Raw genomic sequence first — 14,253 nt, forward strand, 5'->3', positions numbered from 1 at the left:
CCGTTCGTTGCGGCCAGGCGAAAGCTTGGCCGCAAATCCTTGTCAGGCCTGCGTGATCACGGTTCCATTCCGGCCTTGATCCTGCGATAGGCAGGCTGAGCGGCAGGGGGCGTCCTGCCGATTCCAACCCTTTGAGTGGAAGGTCGCCCGTGGCGTTTCGCGACGGCCCTTTTGAAAACATCAAGGTGCCGCTGGCGTGGACCGCTGCGGTAGTCGTCGTCGTGGCTGTCATCGGGGCGATCATCCTGTTGCTGGGCGACCGGACGACGCCCGAGGGCGGCTCCAGCATGGGCGCCGCGCGTGGCGGATTCGAAGCGGCGGCCGGGCCGGTGGGTGGTGTCTTCGCCGCGCCGGTGCGCTGGGCCGGGGCCGCCAGGGACTATGTCGGCGGCTATTTCTTCGCGATCGGCGAGAACCGCCGGCTGAAGGCCGAGATCGTCGAACTGCGCGGCTGGCGCGACGAGGCGATCGCACAAAAGAACATCAATGGTCGGTATGAGGCCCTGCTGGGTCTGCGCACCGAGCCGGCTGTCGCCATGGCGACGGGGCGGGCGGTGTCCGACGCCCGCGGGCCGTTCAATCGCGCCAAGCTGCTGGACGTCGGCTCGGCCAAGGGCGTGCGCATCGGCAATCCGGTCATAAGCGAGCACGGCCTGGTCGGGCGCATCTCCGGCGTGACCAGCGGCGTCAGCCGGATGGTTCTGCTGACGGACGTGGCGTCGCGCACCCCGGTCATGATCGAACGCACCGATGCGCGGGCCATGCTGACAGGCGACGGCGGCGACAGCCCCCGTCTGGAGTTCATTCGCGGCGTCGGTTCGATCCAGGCGGGCGACCGCGTCCTGAGTTCGGGCGACGGCGGCGGTCTGCCGCGCGGTCTGCCGGTCGGGGTGGCGGCGAAGGGCATCGACGGCGCCTGGCGTGTCAAACTGTTCAGCGACCATGGTGCGGTGGATTATGTCCGTGTGCTGTTGTTCCAATCCTTCGGCCAACTGGTAAGCCCCGACGCGCTGAATGCGCCGCCGCTAGCGGGCCTGACGACGGCGCCCGAGCCGAACGCGGCCGAGGTCGGGGCCATCCGTGACGCCGCCGCGCGTCGCCTGACGGCCCAGCAGGCCCAGGCCGAACGGGCGCGCGCTGCGACCGCAGCGGCCGCGACGCCTGCCGCAACACCGCCGACCGCGACACGCCCGGCAGCGACCACGCCGAGACCGGCGGCCGTGACCCCCCCGCCTGCGCCGGTCGCGACGACCACCCCGGCCCCGACTGCGGCTCCGGGAGGCGCGGCGTGAGACGGCCGGTCGCGGTCCGCGTCGTCGGACCTCTGCAATGGATCGTCTATCCGGCGCTGATCACCCTGGCCGCCACGGTCGTGCTGGGGACGCCGTTTCATCTGTTCGGCCTGCATCTTCCCGAGCCGGTCATTCCCATGGTGCTGGCCTTCGCCTGGCCGCTGATCCGGCCGTCGATGACGGCGCCGGCGGTGCTGTTCCTGGTCGGGCTGTTTCTCGACCTGTTCTGGAACGGTCCGTTGGGTTTGTGGCCGCTGTGCCTGATGGCGGTCTATGGCGCGGTTCTGCTGTCGCGCAATCTGCTGGCGGGCCACGAAGGCCTGATCCGGTTTTTCGCCTACGCCGCCTGCACCCTGGGCGCCTTCGCCATGGCCTATTTGATCGTCATGGTTCGTGCGGGCAATGCGCCGGCGATCTTGCCCCTGATCGGCCAGATCGTGCCGACGCTTCTGCTGTTTCCGATCGCCAACTGGATGCTTGAGCGTTTCGACGACGGGGATATTCGGTTCAGATGAGCGGCGAACCCTCCATCTTCTTCGCGGACGTGAACGAGCGGCAGGGGTCGTTCCTGCGGCGCACTTTCGTGCTGGGCGGGGCGACGGCCCTGGGCATCACGGCGCTGATCGGGCGGTTGGGCCAGCTCCAAGTCGTGCAGGCTCAGGAATATGCGACCCTGTCGTCGCAGAACCAGTTCAACTTCCGCATGGTCCCGCCGCCGCGCGGCCTTATCAAGGATCGCAATGGCGTGGTGATCGCCGGCAACCGGCCCAGTTTCCGGGTGCTGGTCGTGCGCGACGAGACCAAGGATCTGGACCAGACGCTGGACCTGCTGGGGCGGGTGCTGCCCGACACGCTGGAGCGGCGACGGGCCATCATCCGCGACGTCAATGCGGCGTCCAAGTTTAACCCCGTGCCGGTCAAGAGCGACCTGACCTGGGAGGAGTTCGCCAAGGTCAATCAGTACGCCAACGAGCTGCCGGGCGTGATGGTCGATATGAACGAGGCGCGGTACTATCCGTTCGGCGGGTCGTTCGCTCACGTCATCGGCTATGTGGCCAAGGTGTCGGACCGGGACGTCAAGGCGATCCGCGACAAGGGCGAGCAGCCGCCGGCCCTGCTGTTCAACCCCAGCTTCCGCATCGGCCGGCAGGGCGTCGAAAAGGCGCTGGATCTGTCGCTGCGCGGCGAGCCGGGCGGCAACCGGGTCGAGGTCGATGCGCGCGGGCGCGTGGTCGCCGAGGACATTGGCGGGTCGCGACCGGCGGTCGCCGGCAAGGAAGTGATTCTGACGCTGGACGCCGACGTGCAGAACCGGGCGCTGGAGGTGTTCGACGACGAGTCGGGCGCCTGTGTCGTCATGGACGTGCGCAACGGCGACATCCTGTGCATGGTTTCGGCGCCGTCGTTCGATCCCAACCTGTTCGTCGGGGGCGTGCCGACCAAGACCTATCGCGCGCTGGCGGACTATGAGCGCAAGCCGCTGCTGGACAAGACGCTGAACGGCACCTTCCCGCCGGGATCGACCTTCAAGCCCACGACGGCGTTGGCCCTGCTAGAGGCGGGCGTCGATCCGAACCTGACGGTCTTCTGCTCGGGTTCGTATCGGACCGGCAACAGGACGCAGCGTTGTTGGGGGCGGCATGGCACCCAGAACATGCACAACGCGATCAAGAACTCCTGCGACGTCTATTTCTACGCCATGTGCAACCGCGCGGGCGTCGACAATATCCGCAAGGCTGGCCTGGCCCTGGGCTTCGAGCACGAGTTCGACATCGGCGTGGGCAACCAGCGCAAGGGCCTGTTGCCGTCCACGGAATGGAAGGCGCGGACCTTCCCGCGCGATCCCGTCTGGCATCCGGGCGAGACGACGTCGGTCGCCATCGGGCAGGGGGCGATCACGGTCAACGCCCTGCAGCTGGCGGTCATGACCTCGCGCCTGGCCAACGGCAAGAAGCAGTTGCAACCGCGCCTGATCAAGTCGATCGGCGGCGTCGAGCAGCCCAGCGGCGCCGAGGCGCCGGACCTGCCGTTCGATCCCGCGCACGTCGAATATGTGCGCCAGGGCATGATCGCCGTGGCCAACGACCGTTCCGGCACGGCCTATCGCCAGAGCCAACTGGGGCTGGGCGACATCCAGATGGCGGGCAAGACCGGCACGGCCCAGGTTCGCAACTATGGCACCGGGTCGCGAAAGAGCGAGATCTGGGCGCTGAAGGACCACAACCTGTTCGTCGCCTTTGCGCCTGTGGATTCGCCGCGATACGCCGTCGCCGTCATCGTCGAACACGGCGGCAAGGGCGGGGCAACCGCCGGCGCGCCCCGCGCCCGCGAGGTGATGCGCACGGTCCTGTTGAAGGATCCCGACATGCGTGCGCGGATCGAACGGCCGTTACCGCCCGAACCGACCGGCGCCGCCATTGTTGAGGACGGCGTGGTGGGCGCAGCGCCCGAGCCGGACGTGGTCGTGACGCCTCAGGCTGCGCGTCCTGCCCCCTCCGCGACCAGCGGGCCGCGTCCCTATCTGTCCGAGCCCGGCCGTTGACCGCCTCGGCGCTTTCACGGCCCGGCGAGCGCGAACGCGTCTCGACCAAGCTGGGCCAGATCGACTGGCGGCTGACGGCGTTGCTGTGCGTCGTGTCCGGCACCGGCGCCCTGATGCTGTATTCCGTGGCGGGCGGGTCGTGGTCGCCGTGGGCGGCGAAGCACCTGATCCGGTTCGGCATGTGTCTGGCGCTGATGCTGGCGCTGTCGATGATCAACATCCGCTACTGGTTCGCCCTAGCCTATCCCATCTACGGGATGGCGTTGTTCCTGCTGGCCTTGGTGGAGACGCCGCTGGGCTATCACGCCCTGGGGGCGACGCGCTGGCTGGACCTGGGGTTCACCCGCATCCAGCCGTCCGAGATCATGAAGATCGGCGTCGTTCTGGCCCTGGCGCGCTGGTATCACGGCGCATCGGCCAAGGAGGCGAGCCTTCACTGGAAGCTGATCTTCCCGGTGGGGATCATCGGCCTGCCGTTCCTGTTGGTGGCGCACCAGCCGGACCTGGGGTCGGCCATGCTGATCGGCATGACAGGCGCGGCGATCATGTTCGTCGCGGGGCTGAGCTGGCGGATCATCCTGCCGCTGATCATCGCCGCTGCTGTGCTGGTGCCGCCCTATGTGATGTTCGGCATGCACGACTATCAGCGCCACCGCGTCCTGACCTTCCTGAATCCCGAGGCCGACATGTCGGACAAGGGCTATCAGATCGTGCAGTCCAAGATCGCCATGGGATCGGGTGGGCCGCTGGGGCGCGGGTTCGGCCTGGGCAGCCAGAGCCAGCTGGAATTCCTGCCCGAGCGCCAGACCGACTTCATCTTCGCCGCCTTCGCCGAGGAATTCGGCTTCCTGGGCACCTTCACCCTGCTGGCCTGCTATGCGGCGATCATCCTGATCTCGCTGAGGATCGCCTCCCTGTCGCACAGTCACTTCGGGCGATTGGCGGCGTCGGGGGTGACGGCGACGTTCGCGCTCTATGTGCTGATCAACGGGGCGATGGTGATGGGGCTGGCGCCCGTGGTGGGCGTGCCGATGCCGTTGTTGTCCTATGGCGGCACCGTCATGCTGACCGTCATGATCGGGTTCGGCCTGGTCATGGCGACGCGGGTTCACCGCTACGCCGAACTGCCCAAGGGCCACGGGCTGATCTGACGTTACGTCAGCTAAGTAATCGGCATTCAGGTTTCGCTTTCTAAGGCGAGGATTTCCCGGATAAGGTCGTGTTCAACGATGTTTCGCATTGGCTTCGGCCGGTCAGCGACGCACGCCATGGGAGACGATGGATGACCGATCTGGAGCGATTCCGCGCCAAGACGCGCGCCTGGCTGGAGGCGAACTGCCCGGCCGAATGTCGCGGGCCGATGGCCGACGACGAGATGATCTGGGGCGGGCGGGACGCCACGTTCAAGACGCCGGCGCACAAACTGTGGCTGGAGCAGATGGGCGCACGCGGCTGGACCGCGCCGGAATGGCCCGCGGAATACGGCGGGGGCGGGCTGAGCCGCGAGGAGGCCAAGGTGCTGGCCTCCGAACTGCGGCGCATCAAGGCGCAGCCGGCCCTGGCCAGTTTCGGCGTCTGGATGCTGGGTCCGGCGCTTCTGGCCTTCGGGACCGAGGAGCAAAAGAAACGGTTCCTGCCCGAGATCGTGCGCGGCGAGATCCGCTGGTGCCAGGGCTATTCCGAACCGGGCGCGGGGTCGGATCTGGCCGCCATCCAGACGCGCGCCGAGGATCGGGGCGACCACTGGATCGTCAACGGTCAGAAGATCTGGACCTCCTATGCCGACAAGGCCGACTGGATCTTCTGCCTGGTGCGGACGGACCCCGATGCGCCCAAACATCTGGGGATCAGCTTCGTGCTGTTCGACATGAAGACGCCGGGCGTGACGACGCGGCCGATTACCTTGATCAGCGGCAAGTCGCCCTTCTGCGAGACCTTCTTCGACGATGTACGGGTGGAGAAGGAGAACCTGGTCGGGACGCTGAACCGGGGCTGGGACGTGGCCAAATATCTGTTGGCGCATGAGCGGACGATGATCGGCGCCATGGGCGAGGTCGGGGGCGGGCGGCCCGTGGGGCAGGTGGCGCTGGACGCCATCGGCGCGGACGAGGCCGGTCGGCTGGACGAACCGATGCTGCGCGCCCGGATCGCGGATCTGGAGATCGACGCCGCCGCCTTCCGCCTGGCGATGGAAAGGGTGGGCGATCAGGTGAAGGCCAAACAGGCGCATCCCGCCATCGCCTCCATGCTGAAATACTATGGGTCCGAGCTGAACAAGCGGCGCCATGAACTGCTGATGGCGGCGGGCGGGGCCGATGCGCTGGAATGGGAGGGCGAGCGGTCGAACGACGGCAAGACTGCGCGCGGCTGGCTGCGGACCAAGGCCAATTCCATCGAGGGCGGCACCAGTGAAGTTCAGCTGAACATCATCGCCAAACACCTGCTGCAACTGCCGGGAGCGTGAGACGATGCCGCTGATCCTGACCGAAGAACAGACGATGTTGCAGGACGCCGCCGACGGCTTCCTGAACGAACAGGCCCCGATCGCCCACATGCGCAAGCTGCGGGACGGACGCGACGCCGACGGCGTGTCGCGCGACCTGTGGCGCGCCTTTGGCGAGATGGGTTTCGCCGGCGTCATCATTCCCGAGGCGCTGGGCGGCATGGGGCTGGGCGCCGTGGAGGCTGGAGTGATCGCCGAGAGCCTGGGGCGCACCCTGACGCCGTCGCCGTATCTTGGGTCGTCGATCCTGTCGGCCAAGGTGCTGATCGAGGGCGGGTCGCAGGCGCAGCAGGCCTGGTTGCCCAAGATCGCGGCGGGCGATGCCATTCTGTCACTGGCGATGGACGAGGGCGCGAAACACGCGCCGTCGCGGATCACGACGCGGGCCGAGCGGGCGGGCAACGGTTTCAAGCTGAACGGAGCCAAGGCCTTCGTGCTGGACGGCCATGTGGCGGACGCCCTGATCGTGGTCGCCACGGCGGATGAGGGAACGACGCTGTTCCTGGTCGATCCGGCGACGGCGGGTGTTGCGGTCGAGCGTACGATGATGGTGGATGCGCACAATGCGGCTAGGATTACGCTGACCGACGTGGCGGTCGATGCAGACGCGGTGATTGGTGCGGTCGGGGGCGGGGAGGCGCTGCTGGACGGCGCGTTGAGCCTGGGGCGGGCCTGTGCCGCTTCCAGCCTGACGGGTGCGGGGGATCAGGCGTTCAAGACGACGCTGGACTACCTGCGGACCCGCAAACAGTTCGGCAAGCTGATCGGCGAGTTCCAGGCGCTGCAGCACCGGGCTGCGCACCTGTTTTCAGAACTGGAGTTGGCGCGGGCGGCGACGATCGGCGCCCAGATCGCCATCGACGAGGGACGCGAGGATGCGTCTGTGGCGGCCTCCATCGCCAAGGCCAAGGCGGGGCGCGTCGCCGAGCTGGCGGTGCAGGAGGCGGTCCAGATGCATGGCGGCGTCGGCATGACCGACGAGTTCGACGTCGGCCTGTTCATGAAGCGGGTGCGGGTGCTGAACGAACTGCTGGGCGACGCCGGTTTCCACGCCGAGCGGGTGGCGCGGGCGCAGGGGTTCTAGGTTCGGTTCTAACCCGCCTTTTCGCTCCACAGGTCCAGATCCGGCTCGCGGCCGATCAGGGCCAGGCCGGCGGCGATGGATTCGAACTCGCCGCCGGTCTCGATCCGCTCGAAGCCGAAACGGCTCTGGAAGATGGCGCGCACGGCCGGCACGAACGAAGTGCCGCCGGTCAGGAAGACGCGGTCGATAGCGTCGGGGCCCAGGCCGCTGCGGGCCATGGCCTCGTCCACCGCGCCCTCGATGGCCGCCAGTTCCGGCGCGATCCAGCGTTCGAAATCGGAGCGCGTGACCGGCTTTTCGATATGGACGCCGCCGGCCTGGAACAGGAAGGTGGCGGTTTCGTCGGCCGACAGGGCCATTTTCAGCGTGGACACGGCGCGGTAGAGGTCATGGCCGTGGTTGTCGTCCAGCACCTCGATCAGACGCTCGATCTTCTCCGGCTCCAGGGCCGTGCGGGCCAGGGATCGGATGTCGCGCATGTCGCGCGAGGCGCGCAGCAGGGCCAGTTGGTCCCAGCGGGCGAAGGCGGAATAATACCGTTGCGGGATCGGCAGTTGCTTGCCGACCGAGCTGTATAGACCACCCTTGCCCAGTTCAGGCGAGACCAGCTGGTCGATGATCCGATAGTCGAAGGCGTCGCCCGCCACGCCCACGCCCGAGCGGGCCAGAGGCGTCGAACGCAGGCGGTCCTCCGTCCGCTCGAACCGGATAATTGAAAAGTCGCTGGTGCCGCCGCCGAAGTCGGCGACCAGAACCGTGGCGTCCTCCTTCAGTTGGCGCGCGAAATAGAAGGCGGCGCCGACCGGCTCGTGCGCATAGCGGATGTCGGTGAAGCCCAGCCGCTCGAACGCCGTCTGATAGCGCGACAGGGCCAGGGTCTCGTCAGGATTGCCGCCCGCGAAAGTCACGGGGCGGCCGACGATGACGGCGGGCGGGGTGTTCGCCAGTTCGTCGCCCGCATGGTGGCGCAGGCGCAAGAGGAAGGCGGCCAGCAGATCCTCGAACGCATAGCGACGATTGTCGATGCGGGTCTCGGTGAAGGCGGCGCTGGCGGCGAAGGTCTTGAACGACTGGATGAAGCGGGTCTCCAGCGGGTCCTCGACATAGGCGGCGATGGCCCAGGGACCGGCCTCGACCACGCGCTCGGGCGGCTGGCCGTCCACGCCCTGATGGATCTGGAAGCTGAGCGCCGAGCGGAAGGTGGTCGTCTGGCCCTCGACCGCGTCGAAGGTCACCAGCCGGGCAAGGCCGTCCGCATCGGTCAGGGCGACGACCGTATTGGTCGTGCCGAAATCGATCCCGATCGTCATCGGTTTCGTCGCCGTCATGGCAGGGCTCCAGGCAGGGGAGCCGGGTTCCTAGCGGCAGATGGGGCAATAGCAAGGGCTAAGTAGTAACCACTCCATATCCTGCAGCCTGATTGAGGCGCTTCGGGAATGGCTCTTATCCTAGGTCGTTCGCCTAGCATCCTCGCGGGCCATGCTTTCTTGAATGGCGGCATCGCGTCGGCCTTTGCGTTCGACCGTGATCCGCTCGTGGCAGCCATGGCAAAGACCCGCCAGCTCAAAAAGCAGTTCGTCAAACAGATGCTCATACGTGTGGTGGTGAACTTCAGTCGCCGCCTTCGTGCCGCAACCTTCACAAGTTCCACCGCACCTCTTCATTACTAAAGCACGCTTCGCCGACCACTCGGATGAGGCGAGATATTCAGTATAGCCCTTAGTGAACTCGCCTCGTTCAGCTCGCTGTTGCCGAGCCAGATCGACAAGGAGCAGGCGCTTTTCGGTCTGTCGGTCCGACTCGTAGTTAAGCGACAAATCGTCAGCCAACCACGGGAGCGATTCGACCCACGCCTTGTCTTTCTGAGACAGGGCATGGCCGAACGCCTGGCCGCATTTCGCGCAGCAGAGTCGGACTTGAACTGAGCCGTTGGCGACCTTGTATCGAAAGGTCTGCTTTTCAGGATGCTGGCAGTAGCGTTCAGAAAATGCGTTGATGAGTTCCAAGTAAGCGTCATCACGCTCAACTATGAGACGCTCGCCGGTGTCAGGGTCGGTGACGAACGCCGCGACGGGATAGCTCGGTGCTTCAGACATGCCCTTGGATGGCACAAAGAGAGAACATCGGGAAGTGGTCGGCGCGAATTGACTTGTGGACGCTAGTCTGCGCTGCCCGCTGCGATGATCTCGGCGGCTTTCTCGATCTGCATGCCCAAGGCTTCAAGTGCGCCAAACGGGGTCGATGCGTCACCCAATCCGAGCTTGTTGAGCGCACGCGCTGTGGCGACTTGGGCATCAGCTAGGTCGAGCACGGCGTACGCTATGGCGAACGAGCCATCACCCGCTCGCGCTTTGTCCTCGAACAGGTCCTTGATATGTTTTTCAGGTGGCTTCTGCACGGCGTTCCCCGCTCAATATTGAGTTGAGCGGGCGAGCCTATGGCAGCCTGTGCGTGTTCGCCAGCCATGATCGAACAGATTGCGAGGCGCTGGATTAGTCGCAGGACCGGCTGGCGGAAGCGGTGGGATTCGAACCCACGGACGGCTCTCACCGTCGCTGGTTTTCAAGACCAGTGCCTTAAACCACTCGGCCACACTTCCTCGCCGCCGGAGCGGAGGCGGACGCCATAGCAGGCGAACGGGTCATTAACCAAAGCGGAAATGTCTTCGGTCATCCTGTTTTCGTATTTTTTGCGAAGGCGTTTCGATGACGTTTGGACAGTGGGTGCGAAGCGCCCTGATCCTGGGGCTGTTCTCGCTGCTGGCGGCGTGTTCGACGGCGGGCGGCGTCGATGTCGGCGGATCGCGCGGCGTCGAGCGCTTGCCCGTGGTCAAGGACCCGGCGCCGATCGTGTCGGGGACGATGCGGCCGTATCAGGTGCGCGGGCGCTGGTACACGCCCAAGGAACAGCCGGATTACGAGGAGGTCGGGATGGCGTCCTGGTACGGCGACGCCTTCAACGGGCGGCCGACCTCGACCGGCGAGCGGTTCGACATGCATGCCCTGACGGCGGCGCACAAGACCCTGCCTCTGCCCGGTCTGGTCGAGGTGACGAACCTGGAGAACGGGCGGCGGCTGGTGGTGCGGATCAACGACCGGGGGCCGTTCGTGGACAGCCGGATCATCGACCTGTCGCGCGAGGCGGCGACGGAACTGGGGATGCTGTCGCAGGGTGTGGGGAGGGTGCGGGTGCGCTATCTGGGCCGGGCGCCGCAGCAGGGCGGGGGCACGCTGCTTAGGGCGTCGACGCCCGCGCCGCGCGTCTCGGCGCCGGTGAGTGCGCCAGCGAGCCCCCCTGTGCAGGTGGCCGTCGCGCCGGCCGCGCCTGTGGCAGCCGAGGTCTCGACCTATTGGGTGCAGGCCGGGAGTTTCACGGATCAGGGCGAGGCCCGGCGAATCGCCGACAGCCTGAGCGGCTGGGTGCGCGCCGACCTGAACGGCGGACGGTTCAACGTCGTGGTGGGGCCGTGGGACAGCGCCAATGCGGCCGAAGCCGCCCGCCAGTCTGTCGTGGCGCGGGGTTACGCGGGCGCCCTGTTGATATCCGGCAACTGATCGCGCGCACGGGCTTGCGCCGGGTGGCGCCCGCGCGCCATGAAGGCGCGTGACCCGTGGACAATTCATAAGCTTCGAAGGCGGCGAGGGCGCCGGCAAGTCGACTCAGGTCGGGCGGCTGGTCGCGCGGCTGCAGCCCGTGCTGGGCGATCGCAAGGTGGTGCGCACCCGCGAGCCGGGCGGATCCAAGGGGGCGGAGGTGATCCGCAACCTGGTGGTGGCCACGGACGCCGAGCCGTGGTCGGCCATGACCGAGACCCTGCTGATGTACGCCTCGCGCTCGGACCATCTGGAGCGGACGATCCGCCCGGCGCTTGCGGCCGGCGACTGGGTGGTATGCGACCGGTTCGCCGACAGCAGTCGGGCCTATCAGGGCGCGGGCGGCGGCGTGGCCCAGAGCTTCATCGAACAGATCGACGCGGGCGTGGTCGGGGACGATCAACCGGACCTGACCCTGGTGTTCGACCTGCCGGTCGAGGTGGGGCTGGAGCGGGCCTTCGGGCGCGGCCTGTTCGAGACGCGGTTCGAATCGAAGGGCGTGGAGTTCCACCAGCGCCTGCGCGAGGGCTTCCTGCGCATCGTCGAGGCCAATCCGCAGCGGTGCGTGCTGATCGATGCTGTGGGATCGCTGGACGAGGTCGAGGCGCGGGTCTGGCAGGCGGTTCAGGATCGGCTGCTGTGAGCGAAGATCATCCCCGCGACCGGTTCGACCTGATCCCCGACGCGGCGGCGGAGACGGCGTTTCTGGACGCCTGGGAGCGGGGCCGTCTGCACCATGCCTGGCTGTTGTGCGGGGTCGAGGGGACGGGCAAGGCGACCTTCGCCTATCGCGCGGCGCGGCGGTTATTGGGGGCGGCGGCCGATCCGGCGCGCGGGCCGCTGGGCGCCGGGCGCGACGATTCGGTCAGCCGACTGATCTCGGCCCAGTCGCATCCCGACCTGCTGGTGCTGGAGCGGTTGGTTGAGGGGGGCAAGACCAAGAAGTCGATCTCGGTCGATCAATCCCGCGAACTTCCCGAGTTCTTTTCCAAGAGTCCGTCTCAGGCCCAGTATCGGGTGGCGATCATCGACGCCGCAGACGATCTGAACATCAACGCCGCCAATGCCTTGCTGAAGGTTCTTGAGGAGCCGCCCGAGCGCGGTGTGCTATTTTTGGTGACGCATGCGCCGGGTCGGCTTCTAGCCACGATCCGGTCCCGGTGCCGACGGCTGAGCTTTCCCATCTGGACGCCGGATCGGCTGGAGACCCTGGTGCGTAACCGCACGGGGGCCGAGCCGGAGGACGCCGAACATGCGGCGATCATGGCGGGAGGATCGCCGGGCGCGGCCCTGGCCCTGGCCTCGGGCGCGACCTTCGAGATGGATCAACTGGCGCGCCGCTGGGTCGAGGGGGACGTGGACCGGGCCGAAGCCCTGGCCATCGCCGACAAGTTCCGGGGCGCGGAGGGGCAGGAGCGGTTCGAGACCCTGATGGACCGGCTGATTGCGGCGGTGCGGATGCGGGCGTTACAGAGCGCGCCGGGCGCCGGAAATCGTTGGGCCGAGCTGTGGGAACGGCTGCAGCCGCTGCCGGAACGGACGATGGGGCTGAACCTGGACAAGGCCGATGTGCTGGCCGGGGCGCTGGCGGACCTGAAGCGGGTGCAGGCCCAGCAGGAACGGATGGGCTGATGCTGATCGACAGCCATGTGAACCTGCACGCGCCGCAGTTCGACGACGACCGTGATGCGGTCATCGCCCGGGCGCGCGAGGCCGGGGTCGGCCTGATGGTCGAGATCTCCGACAAGCTGACCACCTTCGAGGCCACTCATGGTCTGGCAATGGCGCACGACGACATCTGGTGCACGGTCGGGGTCCATCCGCACGAGGCCAAGGACGCGGCGGGCCTGACGGCGGCGACCCTGATCGAGCTGGCGCAACGGCCAAAGGTGGTCGGGATCGGCGAATGCGGCCTGGACTTTCACTACGACTTCAGCCCGCGCAAGGTTCAGGCGGCTGTGTTCCGTCAGCATGTGGCGGCGGCGCGCGAGACGGGCCTGCCGTTGGTGATCCACACCCGCGAGGCGGACGAGGTCATGGCCGACATCCTGCGCGAGGAATACGCCGCCGGGCCGTTCAAGATGTTGATGCACTGCTACACCAGCAGGGCGGAACTGGCTAAGATCGCTGCGGAAATGGGGGCATGGTTCTCGGTTTCGGGCATCGCCACCTTCAAGGCGGCCGAGGATGTGCGGGCGGTGATCCGCGACATGCCGGCGGACCGGATCATCGTCGAGACCGACTGCCCCTATCTGGCGCCCATCCCGCACCGTGGGCGACGCAACGAGCCAGCCTATGTCGGCCATGTGCTGGACAAGCTGGCCGAGATCCGGGGCTGGAGCGCCGAGGAGGCGGACCGGATCACGACAGAGGCCTTCTTCGGCCTTTTTGACCGGATACCCAGACCCGCATGAGCTTCGAGGTCGTCATCCTGGGCAGCGGATCGTCGGGCGGGGTGCCGCGGGGCGACGGCGACTGGGGCGCGTGCGATCCGGCCGAACCGAAGAACCGGCGGACGCGCTGTTCAATGTTGGCGCGCAAGGCCGGGCCGGAAGGTGTGACCAACGTCCTGATCGACACCTCGCCGGACCTGCGTGAACAGATGCTGGCCAGCGGCACGAAGCATGTGGATGCCGTCCTCTATACCCACGATCACGCCGATCAGACCCATGGGATCGACGATCTGAGGACATTCGCCGCGCGGTCGAGGAAGCGAATTTCGGCGTGGATGGATGAGGCGACGCATCGATCGCTGACGCATCGGTTCGACTATATCTTCGAGAGCAAGTTCAGCTATCCGCCGTTGCTGGACGGGCGGATCATTCCGGCCCACGGGACGGCCTGGTTGGTCGAGGGAGCGGGCGGTGCGATCCCGGTCACGACCTTCGATCAGGCGCATGGGCCGATCCGGTCGGTCGGGTATCGGCTGGGCGACATGGCCTATTCCAGCGACGTATCCGATCTGGACGAGGCGGCGCTGGCGGCTGTGGCCGGGTGCAAGATCTGGATCGTGGACGCCCTGCGTTACGCGCCGCACCCGACCCATGCGCATCTGGACCGGGCGCTGGAGTGGATCGCCGCCGCAGATGTGGAACGGGCGGTGCTGACGAACCTGCATATCGACATGGATTACAACGAACTGTCGGCGATTATTCCCGCCAACGTCGAGGTCGGGTTCGACGGCTGGAGCCGCATGATCGGCTGAGGCTGGCAGGTTTGGCGGGGCGGACAGCGCAGCC

The 14,253-nt window shown here is 67.0% G+C and carries 14 protein-coding genes and 1 tRNA gene; 11 read left to right on the forward strand and 4 right to left on the reverse strand.

Annotated elements, in window-relative coordinates; genetic code table 11:
- The first annotated feature begins 149 nt into the window (after positions 1-149).
- The 6 genes from mreC (at position 150) to AC3ISA_RS13670 (ending at position 7,421) form a co-directional block, all read left to right on the forward strand.
- Entirely contained in the window at positions 150-1,292 is a 1,143-nt protein-coding gene (mreC, locus tag AC3ISA_RS13645; RefSeq protein WP_489178285.1) for a rod shape-determining protein MreC, read from the forward strand.
- Positions 1,289-1,807 (forward strand): hypothetical protein, encoded by a 519-nt coding sequence (locus AC3ISA_RS13650; RefSeq protein WP_489178286.1) that lies wholly within the window; start codon positions 1,289-1,291, stop codon positions 1,805-1,807. The genes mreC and AC3ISA_RS13650 overlap by 4 nt, the downstream gene beginning before the upstream one ends.
- Positions 1,804-3,834: a penicillin-binding protein 2 gene (gene mrdA, locus AC3ISA_RS13655; protein ID WP_489178287.1), complete on the forward strand. Its 2,031-nt coding sequence runs from the start codon at positions 1,804-1,806 to the stop codon at positions 3,832-3,834. Before AC3ISA_RS13650 ends, mrdA begins: the two co-directional genes overlap by 4 nt.
- On the forward strand, positions 3,831-4,985 hold the full coding sequence (gene rodA, locus AC3ISA_RS13660; RefSeq protein ID WP_489178288.1) for a rod shape-determining protein RodA: 1,155 nt from the start codon (positions 3,831-3,833) through the stop codon (positions 4,983-4,985). Before mrdA ends, rodA begins: the two co-directional genes overlap by 4 nt.
- A 131-nt stretch (positions 4,986-5,116) precedes the next feature.
- On the forward strand, positions 5,117-6,298 hold the full coding sequence (locus AC3ISA_RS13665) for an acyl-CoA dehydrogenase family protein (protein ID WP_489178289.1): 1,182 nt from the start codon (positions 5,117-5,119) through the stop codon (positions 6,296-6,298).
- A 4-nt stretch (positions 6,299-6,302) separates the two neighbouring features.
- Positions 6,303-7,421: an acyl-CoA dehydrogenase family protein gene (locus tag AC3ISA_RS13670; RefSeq protein ID WP_489178290.1), complete on the forward strand. Its 1,119-nt coding sequence runs from the start codon at positions 6,303-6,305 to the stop codon at positions 7,419-7,421.
- Between the two features lie 8 nt (positions 7,422-7,429).
- Here the strand turns inward: AC3ISA_RS13670 and AC3ISA_RS13675 are convergent, their stop codons facing one another.
- From AC3ISA_RS13675 to AC3ISA_RS13690, 4 genes are all read right to left on the reverse strand, one after another.
- Positions 7,430-8,749, reverse strand: a complete 1,320-nt coding sequence (locus AC3ISA_RS13675; RefSeq protein WP_489178291.1) for an Hsp70 family protein — start codon at positions 8,747-8,749, stop codon at positions 7,430-7,432.
- A 120-nt stretch (positions 8,750-8,869) separates the two neighbouring features.
- Positions 8,870-9,517 carry an HNH endonuclease gene (locus tag AC3ISA_RS13680; protein ID WP_489178292.1) on the reverse strand — a complete coding sequence of 216 codons (648 nt, stop codon included), beginning with the start codon at positions 9,515-9,517 and terminating at the stop codon, positions 8,870-8,872.
- A 62-nt stretch (positions 9,518-9,579) separates the two neighbouring features.
- Positions 9,580-9,819 (reverse strand): hypothetical protein, encoded by a 240-nt coding sequence (locus AC3ISA_RS13685; protein ID WP_489178293.1) that lies wholly within the window; start codon positions 9,817-9,819, stop codon positions 9,580-9,582.
- A gap of 111 nt (positions 9,820-9,930) precedes the next feature.
- Positions 9,931-10,020: transfer RNA gene (locus AC3ISA_RS13690), tRNA-Ser, on the reverse strand.
- Positions 10,021-10,126: 106 nt separating this feature from the next.
- On the opposite strand from AC3ISA_RS13690, the gene AC3ISA_RS13695 reads away from it, so the two are divergent.
- From AC3ISA_RS13695 to AC3ISA_RS13715, 5 genes are read left to right on the forward strand one after another with little or no spacing between them, the layout of a single operon-like run.
- Positions 10,127-10,975 carry a septal ring lytic transglycosylase RlpA family protein gene (locus AC3ISA_RS13695; protein ID WP_489178294.1) on the forward strand — a complete coding sequence of 283 codons (849 nt, stop codon included), beginning with the start codon at positions 10,127-10,129 and terminating at the stop codon, positions 10,973-10,975.
- A gap of 49 nt (positions 10,976-11,024) precedes the next feature.
- Positions 11,025-11,657 carry a dTMP kinase gene (gene tmk / locus AC3ISA_RS13700; RefSeq protein ID WP_489178295.1) on the forward strand — a complete coding sequence of 211 codons (633 nt, stop codon included), beginning with the start codon at positions 11,025-11,027 and terminating at the stop codon, positions 11,655-11,657.
- Positions 11,654-12,646: a DNA polymerase III subunit delta' gene (locus AC3ISA_RS13705; protein WP_489178296.1), complete on the forward strand. Its 993-nt coding sequence runs from the start codon at positions 11,654-11,656 to the stop codon at positions 12,644-12,646. The genes tmk and AC3ISA_RS13705 overlap by 4 nt, the downstream gene beginning before the upstream one ends.
- Entirely contained in the window at positions 12,646-13,428 is a 783-nt protein-coding gene (locus tag AC3ISA_RS13710; RefSeq protein WP_489178297.1) for a TatD family hydrolase, read from the forward strand. The genes AC3ISA_RS13705 and AC3ISA_RS13710 overlap by 1 nt, the downstream gene beginning before the upstream one ends.
- A complete protein-coding gene (locus tag AC3ISA_RS13715; RefSeq protein WP_489178298.1) occupies positions 13,425-14,219 on the forward strand; it encodes an MBL fold metallo-hydrolase in 795 nt (264 codons plus the stop codon). The genes AC3ISA_RS13710 and AC3ISA_RS13715 overlap by 4 nt, the downstream gene beginning before the upstream one ends.
- The last annotated feature ends 34 nt before the right edge of the window (positions 14,220-14,253 follow it).

The sequence above is a fragment of the Brevundimonas sp. KH_058 genome, from assembly GCF_057838505.1.